Here is a 17,031-nt window from a genome sequence, read left to right on the forward strand (position 1 = left end):
TCGTGTCTCGTCTCTGTGTTCCGTGATCATGTCTCTTCATCGTCTCTCTTCAACATATCTCTTTCTAGGGAAAGGACCGCAAGGTCACAGGTCGCTGTCGAGCATGTGGCGGCCCTGTTTCATTAGTGATTTCAGCGATAGACTTATCACCGCTGGTTTCAAGCCTGTCCCGAGTACGTTCAGGGGCATTGCGGCTACCGGCTGACGACTTCTTTCCTGCCTCGCCACGGAGATACTTCTTGTCCGCTGATACTCCGCCTCCTTCCTCGCCGCCCCCCGAATCTCCCGAATCTACCGAGACGGCAGAGGGGCCCGAGCACACCAGTGCCGCGGCCTATCGCCTGTCGCGACTGTTGCCCTTTCTCGGCTGGATGCGTCAGCTGTCGCCCGGGGATGCGCGTTCTGACCTGATCGCGGGCCTGAGTGGCGCGGTGCTGGTGCTGCCCCAGGGGGTGGCCTATGCGTTGATCGCCGGCCTGCCACCGGCGCATGGGCTGTATGCCGCCATCGTGGTGGCGATCATCGCCGGTCTGTTCGGCAGTTCGCGGCATATGGTCAGTGGCCCGGCCGCGGCGATCTCGATGGTGGTGTTCGGCACCGTCTCGACCCTGGCCGCGCCGGGCAGTCCCGAATACCTGCCGCTGGTGCTGGCGCTGACCTGCATGGTCGGCATCATCCAGCTGTCGTTGGGGCTGATGCGCATGGGAGCGCTGGTCAATTTCATCTCACACACGGTGGTGATCGGCTTCACCGCCGGCGCCGGGGTCTTGATCGCCACCAGTCAGCTCAAGCACCTGTTCGGCATCGCGCTTGGCGATGCCTCGAGCTTTCTCGGCACCTGGTGGGCGCTGCTCGGGCATCTGGGCGATACCTCGTGGGCCACGTTGATCACGGGACTCAGCACCTTGCTCACGGCCGTGCTGGTTCGGCGGCTGAATCGCAAACTGCCGTGGATGCTGGTGGCGATGGCCGTCGGTTGTGGTGTCGCGGCATTGCTCGGCGGCAGCGCGGCAGGTATCCCGATGGTCGGCGCCCTGTCCGGCAGCCTGCCGCCGTTTTCCCTGCCGCCGCTGGGCTTTGACACCCTGCGCTCGCTGGGCGGGGCGGCCTTCGCGCTGGCGGTGCTCGGCTTGATCGAGGCAGTCTCCATCGCGCGTGCCATCGGCGTGCGCTCGCATCAGCGTATCGACGGCAACCAGGAGTTCATCGGCCAGGGCTTGTCGAATCTGGCGGGCAGTTTCTTCTCGTGCTTTGCCGGTTCCGGCTCCTTCACGCGCTCCGGCGCCAACTATGATGCCGGCGCCCGCACCCCGCTGTCGGTGGTGGTGGCGGCGCTGATCGTGCTGGCGGTACTGCTGCTGGTGCCTGACGTGACCGCGTGGCTGCCGTTGCCTGCGATGGCAGGCCTGATCATGGTGATCGCCGCCAACCTGATCGAAGTCGGTCATATCCGTCAGATTCTGGCCGTCAGCCGCGAAGAGGCGGTGGTGCTGGTGATCACCTTCCTCGCTACTCTGCTGTTGCCGCTGGAGTTCGCCATCTTCGCCGGGGTGCTGGTCTCGCTGGTGCTGTATCTGAACCGCACCTCACGGCCCCGTCTGGTCGAGATGGCGCCAGACCCGGAGCACCCGGAGCTTGGCGTGCGCAATGCCGAGCGTTATCAGCTGGCCCAGTGCCGGGAAGTGGTGATTCTGCGTGTGGATGGTTCGCTGTTCTTCGGGGCGGTCGACCACGTCCAGCGCAAGCTGGCGCGCTATACCGGCAAGCACGTCATTCTGTTGGGCACCGGCTGCAACTTCATCGATATCGCGGGTGCCGAGATGCTCGAGATCGAGCAACGTCGCCTGCGCGATGCCGGCGGCAGTCTCAGCATGTGCGGCTTTCGCATGTACGCGCTGGAAGTGATGGAGCGCGGTGGCTTCCTCGAGCGCATGGGGCGTGAGAACTACTTCCATACCGCCGAGGCGGCGATTGCCTCGCTGCGCGACTCGGTCGCCGAGGCGCATCGTGCCCACGGTGATCAACCCGCTGCCTGCCCAGATTGTCAGCTGTTCGGCCCGGCCGGGATCGGGCCGGGGCAGGGGGTGCGCCTGACGCCACCGTTGGCGTGAAAGCACAAGGCTGGGGGCGGCTGCACGCTTGCGCTAGAATATGGCCCCTTGATGGTGCGGCCAGTCAGCCAGTTGCCGCCCATTGCCTCAATCCTGTTCTGTCTGCCGAGAGATGCCCATGAGTTTGCCCACCGTGGCGGCCAGCTGCGACCTGATTCGCGACGGCCGTCCGTTGATCGATGTGCGCGCGCCGGTCGAATTCGCCGCTGGTGCCTTGCCGGGTGCCGTCAATCTGCCGCTGATGGATGATGAGGAGCGTCATCGCGTCGGGGTGCAGTACAAGCAGGTCGGCCCGGAATCGGCGGTACATCTTGGCCATCAACTGGTCAGCGGCGGGATCAAGCGCGCACGTATCCGCGCCTGGGTCGAGCACGTCGAGCGGCACCCTGACGCGATTCTCTATTGCTTCCGCGGCGGCATGCGTTCCCAGCTCAGTCAGCAGTGGTTGCAGGAAGCGGGGATCGAGCGTCCGCGCATCGAGGGCGGCTGGAAGGCCATGCGTCAGCAGCTCTGTCAGCATATCGATGAGCGTGCCGAGCAGGCCCCGATGCTGTTGATCGGCGGGCTGACCGGCTGCGCCAAGACCGAGCTGATCCATGCGCTGGACAATGGCATCGACCTGGAAGGCTGTGCGCGCCACAAGGGTTCGGCCTTCGGCCGCCATCCCTTCCCGGCGCCGAGCCAGATCGACTTCGAGCACCGCATCGCCGCCGAGATGCTCACGCTTGAGGATGAAGCGCCGACCATCATGGAGGACGAGTCGCGCTTCATCGGCAGCGTCAACATTCCGCTCGCCACCTGGCGCGCGATGGAGCAGGCACCGTTGATCCGCGTCGAAATGCCGCTGGATTGGCGAGTCGTGCAGATTCAGAAGGACTATATCGAGGGGCTGTGGTCCACCTACAGTCGCCACTATGGTGACTTTCTCGGCTGGACCCTGATGCAGCGCCAGCTGCGTCAGGCGCTGCTGCGTCTGCGCAAGCGCCTGGGCAGTGCACGCCTTGCTCGTCTGGTGCGCATGCAGGACATCGCCTTCCAGGAGCACAAGCGCGGCAACCCCATTGCCCATGAAGGCTGGCTGGCGCCGCTGCTCAGCGAGTATTACGACCCGATGTACCGCTATCAGCTCGAGAAGCACGAGCGTACCTTCCTGCACGTCGGCGACTGGGACAACAGCCTTGCCTTCGCGCGTGAGTGGAGCGCCAATCACCGCTGGCAGCGCTGATATCCCTCACGAGCGCCGGTCAGCGCTCACGCATTCAGCCAGTCCACCAGCAGGCGGTCCAGCAGGGCCGCCTGACGATCAAAGCGCTTCGGGTCCTCCAGCAACGCCTCGCGTGACTGCACGCCATTGCCCTCCAGGGGCGCGGGATGGTGGGCAAGGCGGTCCTGCGTGGCCGCCGCATCCATGTGCGGATGGAAGTTGAGCGCCACCACGCGACCCTCATCCCAGCTGAAGCCGGCCACTGGCGTATGCTCGCTGCTGGCCAGCAGCTCGCAGTCTTCCGGCAGTCCGCAGATCTCCTCATGCCACATCAAGGCCTCGAACTCGGCGGGTAGCCCCAGCGGGCACTCGTTGCTGCGCGTCAGCGTGGCCCAGCGACGCTGCGGCACCACGGCGGACGAGACGATCGCCCCCATCTGCTCGGCGATCAGTCGCGCCCCCAGGCCAATCCCCAGCAGCGGGCGATTGCTGTTAAGCGTGCGCCGAATCAACTTGCGCTGCAGGCGCAGCGACTGCTGTTCGGCGGGCGAGGGTGGTTGTGCGGCGCTCGACAGGCGTTGCGGACCATCCAGCACCACCAGCGCATGAAAGTCATCGATGCCCGGCAACGCTTCTCCTGCCAGCGGGAAGCTGGTGTTGAAGCTGTGCCCCATGCCGGAAAGCCAGTCCTTGAGGCGTAGCGGACTCTGCCAGTCATGCGCTAGCGTTGCGGTATCGGCGGCTGAATCTGGTTCAGTGTCAGGGAGTTGCCCCTGATGTATGAAGTAAAGATGCATGGCTTCATCATGCGTGAGCGCCATGTCAGCGTAAAGTCCCCAGTGTCGACATCTCTGTACCTGCATCTCAGAACCTAAATCTCAGTACCTGCACCCAGGCGAACCAGCCGCGACACGACAAGGAGAGAACCGCATGCGGGCCGAACTGCTCGAACAGATCTACACCGTGGTGGCGCAGATTCCCGAAGGGCGCATCACCACCTACGGGCGTATCGCCAAGATGACCGATGGCGCCAGCGCGCGCATGGTCGGCTCGGCGATGCGTCACCTGCCGGATGGCCATCAGTTGCCGTGGCATCGCGTGATCAATGCCTCGCTCAAGGTCACCGAGCACGGCGGGGCAGTGCGCCAGCGGGAAAAGCTGCGCAGCGAAGGCATCCTGTTCGATGGTGCCGGCCGCGTGCCGACGGAGTGCCTGTGGCCCTGAGGCATGCCCCGGCACGGCAGCGCTCGAGCAGGGTCGCGTTCATCCGGCCACGCGCGGGCGCTACCCTTTCGCCTATCCTATCGCATACCCTATAGCGACCTCCGGTGACATCGCGGCTGGCGGAGCCAATACGCCAGCGCGAACGCCGCATATTGAATAGTGAAGTGAGAATAGAGCCGTCATGACTCAGCCTGTATCCGGTTTCCGTGCGCGCCTTGATGCGCTGGCCCCCGTGCGCCGTACTGCCTTCATGGCAGCGCTGACCGAGCGACTCCTGCCCAATGCCGGCTTCTACGCCGAAGCCAATGGCACGGCCAGCGCGCTGGACACCACGCGTGAGCTGCGCAAGCTGCTGGATCTCGTCTGGGAGCAGCTGCGCGTGCGCGATGCCAAGATCGATTTCTCGCTGCAGGCCGAGAAGGTCACCGCCTTCGAGCCCGCCGAGGACGATGACAGCTTCGGCGCGCGCCGCGCACTGGAGGCCGTGATGGCGCTGACCGCCTGCATCGATGTGCTGATCAGCGAAGAGCCGGAAGCCGCGCTCAAGATCAGCCGTCTGTCCGCCGATGGCGTGCGCGCGCTGATCGACCTGCAGGCCGGCGAGGGCATCGAGCAGGAAGCGCTGGAAGCCATGATTCGCGAACATCCGTTGATGATCGATGAGCGTGACTTCCAGGACGCCGTGCTGGAGAGCGTCGAAGCCCCGCAGCTGTCCCGCGATGACTGGCGCGCGCTCAAGCAATTGGGCCGCAATGAAGATGTCAGCAATCTCGGGCTATCCTTGCAGGACTGAGCGGCCCGATTCGGGCCATCCTGGTGCCAGTGATGACTGGCCAGCCGTTGTTGGAGAGACAGATGAGCGACAGCCGTCAGCAGGATTCTTCTCCGATGAACGCAGCGCTGAATGGCGTGATTCAGACGCGTCTGGACGCCATGCGTGAGCGTCTCGCGCAGCCGACGCTGAGCGCGGCGGATGTGCATGCGCTGCGCGTCGACTGCAAGCAGCTGCGCGGCTGGTGGCAACTGCGGCGCGAGTCGCTGGGCAAGTCGGCGGTGAGTGAGCATCAGGCGCGTCCGCGCGCCGTCGCCAAGGCATTGGCCGGGCCGCGCGAGGCGCACATGCTGCGCAAGACGCATGGTCGCGCCTACGCCTGGGTGGATGAGCGCAGTCAGCGCCTGCTGGATGCGCTGCGTCCGGGGCTGACCAGTGCCGCGCTGAGCGAGCCCGAAGGCGAGCTGGATCACGCGCCGCTCGAGACGCTGCTGAGCGAAGAGCGGGCGGCCTGGCAGGCGGCACTGCTGACGGTGGAGGAGCTCAACATCGGGCTGGAATTCAGCCGTCATCGCATCAGCAAGCTTGCGGCGCAGGTGGCCAACAAGCGTGAGATCGAGACGTCTCACCGGCTGCGCAAGTGGGTCAAGTACCGCATGTTCCAGCTGGCACTGGCGCACGAGGCGCTGGGTGAGGCAGCCGCGCGGGAGCTCGAGTCACCGAGTCACGGACGGCGCCGCGAGCCGGAACTGCTCGACAAGGCGGCCGCGCGGCTGGGCAATCAACATGACCTGGCGGAGCTGGCGCTGTGGGTCGGGGAGCGCGTGATGCTGCCCGCCGCCGAGAAGCATCTGGTCGCGGACATCATGACGCTTGCCGACCAGCGTCTCGCGCAGGCGCTCAAGCCACTGAAGAAGCTGGGCTACGTCTGAGCGCTGTTCTCGCCTGAACCGAAGTTGCGTCTCTGCAGACACGAACGCCGCCATTCCCTGAGGAAATGGCGGCGTTCGCGTTTCTGCCTGAACTACCTGCGGCTGCGCTTACAGGCGCATCTCGATACCGCGTGCGGCCATATGCGCCTTGGCCTGGGGGATCGTGTACTCGGCGAAGTGGAAGATGCTGGCGGCCAGCACCGCATCCGCACCGCCTTCGAGCACGCCATCCACCAGATGGTCGAGGGTGCCGACACCGCCGGAGGCGATCACCGGCACGCTGACGGCGTCGGAGATGGCGCGTGTCACACCGAGATCGAAACCGGCCTTGGTGCCATCGCGGTCCATGCTGGTCAGCAGCAGTTCACCGGCGCCCAGCTCGACCATCTTCTTCGCCCACTCGACGGCGTCGAGTCCGGTCGGCTTGCGGCCACCGTGGGTGAAGATCTCCCAGCGCGGTGTCTCGCCGTCCTGGCTGACGCGCTTGGCGTCGATGGCGACCACGATGCACTGGCTGCCGAAGCGTTCCGCGGCTTCACGCACGAAGTCCGGGTTGAACACGGCCGCGGTGTTGATCGAGACCTTGTCCGCGCCGGCGTTCAGCATGGTGCGAATGTCTTCACAGGTGCGGATGCCGCCACCCACCGTCAGCGGGATGAACACCTCACCGGCGATGCGCGACACCATGTCGACCGTGGTGCCACGGTTGTCGACGCTGGCGGTGATGTCGAGGAAGGTGATCTCGTCGGCGCCTTGCTCGTTGTAGCGCTTGGCGACCTCGACCGGGTCACCGGCATCGCGGATACCGACGAAGTTGACGCCCTTCACGACACGACCGGCGTCGACGTCCAGACACGGGATGATGCGTTTGGCGAGTGCCATGATCGCTCCCCTCAGGCCTTGCGGCCGGTGATGGAGTCGGACAGCGCCTGCGCTTCGGCGATGTCCAGGCTGCCTTCATAGATGGCGCGGCCGGTGATGGCACCGAGGATGCCCTGATCGGCCACTTCGGCCAGGCCACGGATGTCATCCAGGTTGGTCACGCCGCCGGACGCGATCACCGGGATACCGCCTTCGCGGGCCAGTGCCACGGTGGCTTCGATGTTGACGCCCTGCATCATGCCGTCGCGGGCGATGTCGGTGTAGACGATGGAGGACACGCCGTCGTTGGCGAAGCGCTTGGCCAGCTCGGTGGCCTTGATGGTGGAGACTTCAGCCCAGCCATCGGTGGCCACGAAGCCGTCACGCGCATCGAGACCGACGATGATGCGGCCCGGGAAGGCGCGGCACATCTCGGCGACGAAGGCCGGTTCCTTCACGGCCTTGGTGCCGATGATGACCTGACCGACGCCGGCTTCCAGATAGTGCTCGATGGTCGCGGCATCACGGATGCCACCACCGATCTGGATCGGCAGCTCCGGGTAGGCGCGGGCGATGCGTGTCACGGCGTCGCCATTGACCGGCTTGCCTTCGAAGGCACCGTTGAGATCGACCAGATGCAGACGACGGCCACCGGCCTCGACCCAGCGCGCGGCCATGGCCAGCGGGTCATCGCCGTAGTTGGTGGAGTCTTCCATGCGGCCTTGCTTCAGGCGTACGCACTGACCGTCCTTGAGATCGATCGCGGGGATTACCAGCATGTCGGGTGTCCTCTCGGCGTGTCTGGGCACGCCTGTATTGTCGTCGGTATATCGAAGGCGGATGTATCGGCGTCCGTCACGCGAGACAGACGCCGAGGGTCACGCGGGCGAGCCTTCAGGGCTGCCAGCGGACGAAATTCTCGAGCAGCTTGAGGCCGGCGGCCGCGCTCTTCTCCGGGTGGAACTGCACCGCGAACAGGCTGCCCTCACCGATGGCGACGTGCGCCTCGGCACCGGCGTAGCGCGTGGCACCGTAGACCTTGGAGCGCTCGCTGGCCGACACATAGAAGCTGTGCACGAAGTAGAAGCGCGAGTTGTCCTCGATGCCCTCCCACAGCGCGTGGCCCTGGGTGTGCGCGACATGGTTCCAGCCCATGTGCGGCACCTTGAGGCGCTGGCCGTGCTCGTCCAGCTGCTGGTCATCGAAGCGTTTCACGTCGCCCTTGAAGTAGGCGAGGCAATCGATGCCACCGTTCTCTTCGCTGCGCTCCATCAGCATCTGCTGACCGACGCACACGCCCAGCAGCGGCTTGCTGTGGTTGCTCAGCAGCTCGCCGACCAGACCGCGCAGCTCGGCGCGTTCAAGCTCGCCCATGCAGTCACGGATGGCGCCCTGACCGGGCAGCACCACGCGAGTGGCACCGCGGATGGCGCGCGGGTCGCTGGTGATCACGACATTCTCGTCGGCCACGTGCTCAAGCGCCTTGGCGACGGAGTGCAGGTTGCCCATGCCATAGTCGATGACGGCAATCGTCATGTCTTTCTCCCGAAGGCCGGAGGCAGGCTCCGGCGCTGGATGTCAGGCGTCTGGCGCCCGGATCATTCGTTTACAGCGAGCCCTTGGTGGAGGCGATACGGCCTCCCATGCGCTCGTCCTCTTCCACTGCCATGCGCACGGCACGACCGAAGGCCTTGAAGATGGTCTCGGCCTGGTGGTGGGCATTGAAGCCCTTGAGGTTGTCGATATGCAGGGTGGCGCCAGCGTGATTGACGAAGCCCTGGAAGAATTCCCAGAACAGCTGGGTATCGAAGCGACCGATGTTGCCGCGGGTGAACTCGCACTGCATGAACAGGCCCGGACGACCGGAGAAGTCGATCACCACGCGAGACAGGGCTTCATCCAGCGGCACGTAGGCATGGCCGTAACGGCGAATGCCGGCCTTGTTGCCCAGCGCCTGCGCGAAGGCCTGACCCAGGGTGATGCCGATGTCCTCGACGGTGTGGTGGTCATCGATATGCAGGTCGCCATCGCAGTCGACCTCGATGTCGATCACGCCGTGACGGGCGATCTGGTCCATCATGTGTTCGAGGAAGGGCACGCCAGTGTTGGCGCTCAGCTTGCCTTCACCGTCCAGATTGATGCGGACCCGGATCTTGGTTTCCGAGGTGTTGCGATGAACTTCGGCGATACGCTCTACCATGATGTCTCTCCAGCGGTCGGTGACGCCATCAGCGGCTTCGGGGTCGATGGGGTCTGGGCGCAGTCTGGGGCCTTTGGTAAGAGAGGCGTGTGTCCAGTCCGGCCGGGAAGTGCGCATCATGTGGTTATTGTCATGTGATGTCGCAATCGAAATCGTGATCAGGGCATTGACGACGGCAGAGAGCCGTCGGCGGGGCGCTTGATCGGCGGCAGGCGCGTCGTCTTTGTGCCTGCCCGACCCGTCATTATAGAGAAAGGACAATGGCATCCGCTACAATGGCGGGCATTCATATCGCGGGCGAGGATCTCACCATGCCGGTCACTCTTCAGATGATCGATCACGCACGCTGGCAAACCGATGAGCAAGTCCGTATCGATCTGTCGCGTATCTATCACGAAGCCCCCAGTGAGCGTCTCCCGCTCGCCCCGGATGACTTCATTCAGGCCAATCTCGCCGCGGGACACCGCTTCTGCAGCGCCTTCTTCAACGATCGTCATATCGGCGCGCTACTCTGCGAGGATGAAGGCGATGCCTGGAAGATCAGCCATTGCTGCGTGCGCAAGAGCACGCGTCGACGCGGTGTCGGTACGCGCCTGATGGCGCTGCTGTCACTGGAAGCGGCCAGTGCCCAGCGTCTGCTGGTCGTGCCGAGTCAGGGATTGACCCTGGCCGACGAGCTGCTGGTATCACGTCTGGGCTATGTGCGAGACCCCGCCCGCGACGGCTTCGTGCTGGCGCAGGAGTGAACCCGGTCGTTGCCGGATGCGGAACTGACGTCAACGCGACCTGTCCACCGGCTGTGTCATCATCATTTCTGTCTTGAGGCTGTCTCGCTGTGCGGGAGGATGGCGCGCAGCGCTCGAGCTAGATGATGAGCGGGAGAAAAGGCATCGCCTGATGCCACGAGTCCCCAGCGCCATTCCATGTGCTGCCCTCTGGAGTGAGGGCACCGTAGCAATTCTCATCGTGTCAAAGGGAGGACGCAGATGAAAGCACTGTTCAGAGCCTTGCTGGCCATCGTCGGAGTACTGGCGTTGGTGGTCGTGGCAGGGGTGATCTATGTCACCACCTTCCTCGATCCGAATGATCTCAAGCCGCGACTGGTCAAGGCGGTCAAGGACCAGGCGGGGCTGGAACTGGCCCTGAACGGCCCGCTGGACTGGTCCTTCTATCCGCGTCTCGGCGTCAGTGTCGAGGACGCCGAAGCCTGGCTGCCGGAGCAGGAACGTGACCAGTCACCGTTTGCCTCCTTTACCCGCGCGGAAGTCGGCGTGTCCTTCACGCCACTGCTGAGCGGTGAGGTCGAAGTCGAAGGCGTCTTCCTCGACGGCCTCAAGCTGGCGCTCGAGCGTGATGCACAGGGGCGTGGCAACTGGGAAAGCCTGCTCGAGCATGCGGCGACGGCCGCCGACAGTGGCGCGGCGGATGAAGCGCTGCCGCCGGCCAAGAGCGCCGGTGTGGCGCTGGCGGATGACACGACGCCGTCGGTGCAGAATGGCGCCGGCAGCATGGCGGTCAATCTCGATATCGCCTCGGTGCAGGTCACCAATGGTCAGATCGCCTATCAGGACGCGGCCAGCGGACTCGACATGACGCTCAACGATGTGGCGTTGACGTCCTCCAACGTCAGCCCCGACAAGGCCTTCCCGGTCGAGCTGTCGTTCGTGGCCGATGGGCGTGAGCCGGAGCTTCAGAGCACCGTCAGCCTCGATGGCAAGGTGGCGCTGGACCTGCAGGGCGGCCGTCATGTGCTGTCCGGCGTGAGCCTGGATACCACCACGCGCATGCCGTCGCTGGGTGACAAGGATCAGAGCGTGGCGCTGGACATCGATACCCTGACGCTGGACACCGACAAGCAGCTGTATCTGGCCGATGGCGCCGAGCTGGACGCGACGCTCCATCAGGCCGCGCTGGGTGACAAGGCCCTGCCGCTGAAAGCCACCTTCGGTGCCGAAGCGGACCTGGCGGCGGGCACGGCGAATCTCGAGAACCTGCTGCTGACCTCCGGCAGTGACCTGCGCCTCAGCGGGGCGCTCAAGGCCAAGGACATCACCGGCGATGCGCTCAGCTATTCCGGCCAGTTCAAGCTGGCACCGCTGTCGCCCAAGGCGTGGATGACGCGTGTCGGCATGGAAGCGCCGCAGACTGCCAAGAGCAGCGCGCTGACCTCGCTGGCCTTCTCCAGCCCGTTCAAGGGCGACATGTCGCAGGTGCAGCTGACCAACCTGGTGATGGCGCTGGATGACACCACCATCAACGGGCGCCTCGGCTCGTCCTTCGATGCCTCGCAGATCACCTTCGATCTGGATGTCGACGCGCTCAATCTCGATGACTACCTGGCACCGGCGGGCGCAGACGAGAAGACGGCAAGCCTGGGGGAAGCGCTCACGGCGGGCGTGATCGCGCCGGTCTATGCGGCCGATGGTGACGCGGAGCTGCTGCCGGTGGCATTGCTCAAGACGCTGGGTCTTCAGGGGCAGCTGGATATCGGCACACTGATCGCCTCGGGTCTCGAGATGAGCAAGGTGACCGCCAAGCTGTCCGGTCAGCCGGGCGTACAGCAGCTCGATAGCCTGACGGCCAGCCTCTATGGCGGCTCGCTGGCGGCCAATGCACGCATCGACAGCCGCAAGACACCGCTGAGCATGAGCTTCGGCGAGAAGCTGACCAATCTGGATATCGCGCCGTTCCTCAAGGCGCTGGCGCCGGAGCAGAAGGACATCCTGCGCGGTCGCCTGACGCTCAATGGTGACTACACCACCAGCACCAATCAGATCGACAGCATCAAGCGCAATCTGAACGGCAAGGGCAACTTCGAGATTCGCAATGGCGAGGTGCTCGACGTCAATATCTCCAGGGAGATGTGCACTGCCGTGGCGACGCTGAGTGGCAAGACCTCCTCACGTGAATGGAAGGCCAATACGCCGCTGGAGCGCGCTCAGGGCAGCTTCACGGTCACCAATGGCGTGATCAGCAATCAGGATCTCGCCCTGGCGATCCCGGGCATCGCGCTGGACGGCAAGGGCCAGCTCAACCTGCCGACCGAGGCCTTCGACTACAACGTGGCGGCGCGCTTCATCGAGGGCGCGGATGACGCGGCCTGTGAGGTCAATCCGCGTCTGATCAAGCTGCGCTTCCCGGTGCAGTGTCAGGGCAACCTGAGCGGTGAGCCGGGCGAGTGGTGTGGCTTCGATCAGAAAGGCTTCCAGAGTGCCGCAGCGGAACTGGCCAAGGATGAAGCCAAGCGCAAGGCGGGCGAGAAGGTCAGCGAGAAGCTGGATGAGAAGCTCGACGAAGATACCCGCAAGAAGATCGACGACAAGCTGGGCGAAGGCGCCAGCGACAAGCTGAAGGGCGCGATTCAGGGGCTGTTCAACTGATCACGCGCTCCTTTCGCAGCAAGACCGGCACGCCAGCTCCTCGGGGCTGGCGTGCTGCCGTTTGAGCCCAGGCCATGGCGTCGACCATGGCGCGAGCAGAGGAAGTTTTGATGGCGCGACCTGACACTGCTGCCACGCCAGACGTGACAGCTCCCGAGAGCCACGCCACACCCGGCTTTGAAGACATCGCCCTGAGCCCCGAGGCGTTTCAGGCGCGCGTGTTCGACTGGTTCGATGAGCATGGCCGCAAGCATCTGCCCTGGCAGGAGAACACCACGCCGTATCGCGTCTGGGTCTCGGAGATCATGCTCCAGCAGACCCAGGTCGCGACGGTGTTGCCGTACTATGCCCGCTTCATGGAGCGCTTCCCGGATGTCGCGGCGCTGGCGGCGGCGGACATCGATGACGTGCTGCACCTGTGGACGGGCCTTGGCTACTACGCGCGGGCGCGCAATCTGCACAAGGCCGCGCAGCATGTCGTGAATGAGCACGACGGTGCCTTCCCGGTCGAGAGTGTCGAGGCACTGTCGGCCTTGCCGGGCATCGGGCGTTCGACCGCCGGGGCGATCATCAGCATCAGCACCGGACAGCGGGCGCCGATCCTCGATGGCAACGTCAAGCGCGTGCTGGCACGCCTGCATGCCGTGGAGGGCTGGCCGGGACGTCCGGCGGTGGAGCGCAAGCTGTGGACGCTGGCGGAGCGCTACACGCCGCAGGTGCGGCTGGCGGACTGGACCCAGGCGATGATGGATCTCGGAGCCACCCTGTGCACGCGCGGCAGCAAGCCCGATTGCGCGCGTTGCCCCTTCGAGGAGGTCTGCGTGGCGCATGCGCGTGGCGAAGAGAAGCGCTTCCCCGAGAGCAAGCCCAAGAAGACCATACCGACGCGTCAGACGCTGATGTTGCTGGTCAGTGATGAGGCGGGGAAGATCCTGCTGGAACGCCGTCCGCCGACGGGCATCTGGGGCGGCCTGTGGGCGCCGCCACTGGTCGAGGATCGCGAGGCCGCGCGGGAATGGGTCGCCCGCGAAGCCCGCGGCGCCCATCTGGAGGCGCCACTGGCAAGTTTCGAGCATGTCTTCAGCCACTTCCGGCTGACCATCACGCCACAGCCGGTACAGCTGGGGGAGGCAGGGCTTGCGTCAGCTGTACCGGCCGAGAGCGTCAACGAGTCAGCCGCCGACCGCCGCTTCGTCGACCCTGCCGCGCCGGACGCCGTGGGCCTGCCGGCGCCGGTCAAGGCGCTGCTGGCGCGCTGCACGGATGATCTGTTCGGCCTGTGAGGCCTTGTCGGCGTCGGCATCGGCAGCACGTCTGGGGCAAAGCGGCTCAAGCGTGCGAGAATGAGGCAACAGTAAAGGCGTCTGGCGAAGGCTCGACGCTCATCCGCACTGACATCCAGTTCTCTTACGGAGTTACCCATGCGCACCGTACATTGCCGCAAGTATGACCAGGACCTGCCGGGTCTCGATTTTCCGCCGCTGCCGGGCGAGAAGGGCCAGGACATCTGGTCCAACGTCTCGAAGCAGGCATGGGAAGAGTGGCAGGCGCTGCAGACGCGTCTGATCAACGAGAAGCACCTCAACATGATGGATGCCGACAGCCGTCGCTATCTGATGGAGCAGATGGATCGCTTCTTCAACAACCAGGAGACGGACCAGGCCGAAGGTTTCGTGCCGACGGACGCCGCCGCCAAGGGCGAATCGCAGGGCGGACAGGGCTACGAAGTCTGAGTGGCCGGCGAGGACGGCGGAAGGCGAATTACGACGCCAAATTCTTGATAAGCAAGGGTTGACGTCGGGAAAGGTTTTCTATTTAATACGTCCTCGTTGGCAAGGGCCAGATAGCTCAGTTGGTAGAGCAGGGGATTGAAAATCCCCGTGTCGGCGGTTCGATTCCGTCTCTGGCCACCAAGTGTTGGGGTATAGCCAAGTGGTAAGGCACCGGTTTTTGGTATCGGCATTCCCAGGTTCGAGTCCTGGTACCCCAGCCAGCTGACATGCAGTAACGTAGTAAGAAGACTCATATCATGAGTTCTTTGTGCCGGCTTAGCTCAGTTGGTAGAGCAACTGACTTGTAATCAGTAGGTCGAGGGTTCGACTCCTTTAGCCGGCACCATCTTCAGGCTTCTGTAGATGAGCGAAGAACACACGATATAGAGGTCGCCTTGGCGGCTTTTTTTGTGTCTTCAGGTTGGCCAGATAGCTCAGTTGGTAGAGCAGGGGATTGAAAATCCCCGTGTCGGCGGTTCGATTCCGTCTCTGGCCACCAAATTGGGGTATAGCCAAGTGGTAAGGCACCGGTTTTTGGTATCGGCATTCCCAGGTTCGAGTCCTGGTACCCCAGCCAATTCTGGCTAGCTGATGAAGTCGCAGGATGAATTCGGCAGCCAACAGAAAAGCCACCCTTCGGGGTGGCTTTTTTGCGTCTGGAGTAAAGGTCTGGAGGGCGACGGGGCATGCCGTGGGCCGGCGCTCATCTCAGTGCGAGGTGGGCTCGTCCGGGTGCATCGCCAGCCAGCTCAGGCGCTTGCGATAGATGGTGGAGGGGGCGATCTCCAGTATCGCCGCAGCGCGGGGGATACTGCCATCACAGGCGCTGATGACGCTCTCGATCGCCTCGCGTTCGACCATCCACAACGGGCGCAACGTGGTCTCGCTGCCCTCCGGCGCGCTGTGGCTGACCGACGGGCGATGCGCCGTGCTGGAGGGCAGGTCCAGCATGTCGGCCGTCAGCACCTCACCATCGTTGAGGATGATGGCGCGCCGCAGCGTGTTTTCCAGCTCCCGCACATTGCCGGGCCAGTCATGGGCCAGCAACTGACGCTCGGCGCATGCACTGAGTCGTGTGAAGCGCTTGCCCTCGTGGCCTGCCATGCGCCCCAACAGCCCGGTGGCGATTTCCAGGATATCCTGACCGCGCTCGCGCAGCGGCGGCACCTTCAGCGGGATGACGTGCAGACGATAGAAGAGGTCTTCCCGGAAGCGGTGAGTATCGACCAGTACCCGCGGGTTCTGATGCGTGGCGCACACGATGCGGCAATTGACCTCTACCGTGCGCGTGGCACCCACCGGCATTACCTGTCCTGTCTGCAGGAAGCGCAGCAGCTTGCTCTGCAAGGGTAGCGGCAGCTCCGCGATCTCATCGAGAAACAGCGTCCCCCCATCTGCCGCCACGGCGAGCCCCTGCTGGGCGCTCACGGCCCCCGTGAAAGCCCCGCGCACATGTCCGAACAATTGCGACTCCAGCAGCTCTGCCGGAATGGCGGCACAATTGACGGCGATGAACGGGCCGTCACGTACCGGGCTATGGCGGTGAATGGCAGTGGCACACAATTCCTTGCCGCTGCCGCTTTCGCCGGTGATGAAGATGGGAGCGTCCGAGTGGGCGACCTGGATGAGAGTGCGATAGAGCGTCTGCATGGCCGATGAGTCTCCGATAAACTCCCCAAAACCGCGAGGTCGCTTTACCGGTAGTTCCCTTACCCGCGAGGTAGTGGAGATATCGTCAGCCAGATTCAATGCAGTAGCCGATGATGCAGCCTGATGAGCTTTCAGTGCGGTCATGAGTGTTGTTCCCTTGCTGCTGGTCTTTCTGCATTGCCTGCGCTTCGTGCGAGCGGGCTGCGAAAGAATAATTGTCGGGCTGCTTCTGGTGACAGCCTCACCGGAGAGTCTGGATTCTCCAGCGTTGAGTGTTCGTCTTGGGGGTTTATCGAGTACCCATATAGAGGTTAATGACTTGTGCGAGATGATCATGGCGGTTTTTAGTGCGTTTTTTCCGCTCCCCCTGAGTGGCAGACTTCTCAGTCTCGACGCTCGCCTGGCTAACCAACTCTCTACTCACGCTGAAAGGGTGAGTTCTGGTATCTGACGGTCTGTCTTCCCGCGGATGACTGTCCCGAGCAGTGCATCACTGGGCGTCTTCCTCTTCATCTTCGTTGTTGTGGGTAATGGTAAAGTCAGTCGACGACGTCTGAGAGCTGCCATCCGCGGATTGATCCGCAGTGCTGTCGATGGTGCCGGTGGAACCATCACTCAGTGTCTGTTCGATCTGTTGCCAGTTGCCGATCGAGGTACTGCTGCCGGTATTGAGGGTGTATTCCCCGATATTGGTATCGGACCCTTCCCCCAGGCTGCCGGCCTTCTTGCTCTCGTAGAGAATCAGGGCGGATTCGGCGCTACGTGCCGGAAAGTCGTAGGGGAAGGGGCCCATCAACGAGTTGGCGCTGGCGCTACCGGCCAGCAGGAACCCCGCGCCCACGACTCCCAGGCTGATACGTGTGAAAGCATTCATGTCTTGCTCCTTTCGGTCTGTGAAAGATGCAGTGTCTGATGCGTGAGACGT

General features: G+C 63.9%; 16 protein-coding genes and 5 tRNA genes. 14 read left to right on the plus strand and 7 right to left on the minus strand.

Annotated features, from left to right (window positions below; all coding sequences use genetic code 11):
• Positions 1-239 precede the first annotated feature (239 nt).
• Entirely contained in the window at positions 240-2,111 is a 1,872-nt protein-coding gene (locus tag LCW13_RS01045; RefSeq protein WP_153635077.1) for a SulP family inorganic anion transporter, read from the plus strand.
• A gap of 118 nt (positions 2,112-2,229) precedes the next feature.
• Entirely contained in the window at positions 2,230-3,336 is a 1,107-nt protein-coding gene (gene mnmH, locus LCW13_RS01050; RefSeq protein WP_043336739.1) for a tRNA 2-selenouridine(34) synthase MnmH, read from the plus strand.
• A gap of 26 nt (positions 3,337-3,362) precedes the next feature.
• Here mnmH and LCW13_RS01055 read toward each other — a convergent pair whose 3' ends face one another.
• Complete coding sequence (locus tag LCW13_RS01055) at positions 3,363-4,112, minus strand: type 1 glutamine amidotransferase (protein WP_084589638.1); 750 nt, start codon at positions 4,110-4,112, stop codon at positions 3,363-3,365.
• A 133-nt stretch (positions 4,113-4,245) separates the two neighbouring features.
• Between LCW13_RS01055 and LCW13_RS01060 the strand changes: the two genes are divergently transcribed.
• The 3 genes from LCW13_RS01060 to LCW13_RS01070 all read left to right on the plus strand — a co-directional run bounded on the left by LCW13_RS01060 (position 4,246) and on the right by LCW13_RS01070 (position 6,243).
• Positions 4,246-4,539, plus strand: coding sequence for an MGMT family protein (locus tag LCW13_RS01060; protein ID WP_043336737.1), 294 nt, complete (start codon positions 4,246-4,248; stop codon positions 4,537-4,539).
• Between the two features lie 181 nt (positions 4,540-4,720).
• Positions 4,721-5,332 carry a YjaG family protein gene (locus LCW13_RS01065; RefSeq protein WP_043336733.1) on the plus strand — a complete coding sequence of 204 codons (612 nt, stop codon included), beginning with the start codon at positions 4,721-4,723 and terminating at the stop codon, positions 5,330-5,332.
• 62 nt (positions 5,333-5,394) lie between these two features.
• Positions 5,395-6,243 (plus strand): CHAD domain-containing protein, encoded by an 849-nt coding sequence (locus tag LCW13_RS01070; protein ID WP_167333715.1) that lies wholly within the window; start codon positions 5,395-5,397, stop codon positions 6,241-6,243.
• A gap of 108 nt (positions 6,244-6,351) precedes the next feature.
• Here the strand turns inward: LCW13_RS01070 and hisF are convergent, their stop codons facing one another.
• The 4 genes from hisF to hisB all read right to left on the minus strand — a co-directional run bounded on the left by hisF (position 6,352) and on the right by hisB (position 9,304).
• Entirely contained in the window at positions 6,352-7,125 is a 774-nt protein-coding gene (gene hisF / locus LCW13_RS01075; protein WP_043336726.1) for an imidazole glycerol phosphate synthase subunit HisF, read from the minus strand.
• A gap of 11 nt (positions 7,126-7,136) precedes the next feature.
• A complete protein-coding gene (gene hisA / locus LCW13_RS01080) occupies positions 7,137-7,883 on the minus strand; it encodes a 1-(5-phosphoribosyl)-5-[(5-phosphoribosylamino)methylideneamino]imidazole-4-carboxamide isomerase (protein WP_043336722.1) in 747 nt (248 codons plus the stop codon).
• A 115-nt stretch (positions 7,884-7,998) separates the two neighbouring features.
• Positions 7,999-8,640 (minus strand): imidazole glycerol phosphate synthase subunit HisH, encoded by a 642-nt coding sequence (hisH, locus tag LCW13_RS01085; protein ID WP_043336718.1) that lies wholly within the window; start codon positions 8,638-8,640, stop codon positions 7,999-8,001.
• A 70-nt stretch (positions 8,641-8,710) separates the two neighbouring features.
• The gene (gene hisB / locus LCW13_RS01090; protein ID WP_043336716.1) at positions 8,711-9,304 is read right to left on the minus strand and encodes an imidazoleglycerol-phosphate dehydratase HisB; all 594 of its coding nucleotides are present in this window, start codon (positions 9,302-9,304) and stop codon (positions 8,711-8,713) included.
• A 260-nt stretch (positions 9,305-9,564) separates the two neighbouring features.
• On the opposite strand from hisB, the gene LCW13_RS01095 reads away from it, so the two are divergent.
• The 9 genes from LCW13_RS01095 (at position 9,565) to LCW13_RS01135 (ending at position 15,033) form a co-directional block, all read left to right on the plus strand.
• Positions 9,565-10,050, plus strand: coding sequence for an acetyl-CoA sensor PanZ family protein (locus tag LCW13_RS01095; protein WP_225347481.1), 486 nt, complete (start codon positions 9,565-9,567; stop codon positions 10,048-10,050).
• Positions 10,051-10,290: 240 nt separating this feature from the next.
• Positions 10,291-12,684: an AsmA family protein gene (locus LCW13_RS01100; RefSeq protein WP_043336713.1), complete on the plus strand. Its 2,394-nt coding sequence runs from the start codon at positions 10,291-10,293 to the stop codon at positions 12,682-12,684.
• Between the two features lie 110 nt (positions 12,685-12,794).
• Complete coding sequence (gene mutY / locus LCW13_RS01105) at positions 12,795-13,967, plus strand: A/G-specific adenine glycosylase (protein ID WP_084589635.1); 1,173 nt, start codon at positions 12,795-12,797, stop codon at positions 13,965-13,967.
• Positions 13,968-14,105: 138 nt separating this feature from the next.
• On the plus strand, positions 14,106-14,417 hold the full coding sequence (locus LCW13_RS01110; RefSeq protein ID WP_052384882.1) for an oxidative damage protection protein: 312 nt from the start codon (positions 14,106-14,108) through the stop codon (positions 14,415-14,417).
• Positions 14,418-14,521: 104 nt separating this feature from the next.
• Positions 14,522-14,597, plus strand: a tRNA-Phe gene (locus LCW13_RS01115).
• Between the two features lie 5 nt (positions 14,598-14,602).
• Positions 14,603-14,677 (plus strand) — tRNA-Gln (locus LCW13_RS01120).
• A 49-nt stretch (positions 14,678-14,726) separates the two neighbouring features.
• Positions 14,727-14,802, plus strand: a tRNA-Thr gene (locus LCW13_RS01125).
• A 77-nt stretch (positions 14,803-14,879) separates the two neighbouring features.
• Positions 14,880-14,955: transfer RNA gene (locus tag LCW13_RS01130), tRNA-Phe, on the plus strand.
• A 3-nt stretch (positions 14,956-14,958) separates the two neighbouring features.
• Positions 14,959-15,033, plus strand: a tRNA-Gln gene (locus LCW13_RS01135).
• Between the two features lie 131 nt (positions 15,034-15,164).
• On the opposite strand, the gene LCW13_RS01140 is transcribed toward LCW13_RS01135, so the two are convergent.
• Positions 15,165-16,442 carry a sigma-54 interaction domain-containing protein gene (locus tag LCW13_RS01140; protein ID WP_084589359.1) on the minus strand — a complete coding sequence of 426 codons (1,278 nt, stop codon included), beginning with the start codon at positions 16,440-16,442 and terminating at the stop codon, positions 15,165-15,167.
• 154 nt (positions 16,443-16,596) lie between these two features.
• A complete protein-coding gene (locus LCW13_RS01145) occupies positions 16,597-16,980 on the minus strand; it encodes a hypothetical protein (protein ID WP_043333252.1) in 384 nt (127 codons plus the stop codon).
• Between the last annotated feature and the right edge of the window lie 51 nt (positions 16,981-17,031).

Origin of the sequence: Cobetia amphilecti (genome assembly GCF_020217465.1) — a bacterium.
Taxonomy (GTDB): domain Bacteria; phylum Pseudomonadota; class Gammaproteobacteria; order Pseudomonadales; family Halomonadaceae; genus Cobetia; species Cobetia amphilecti.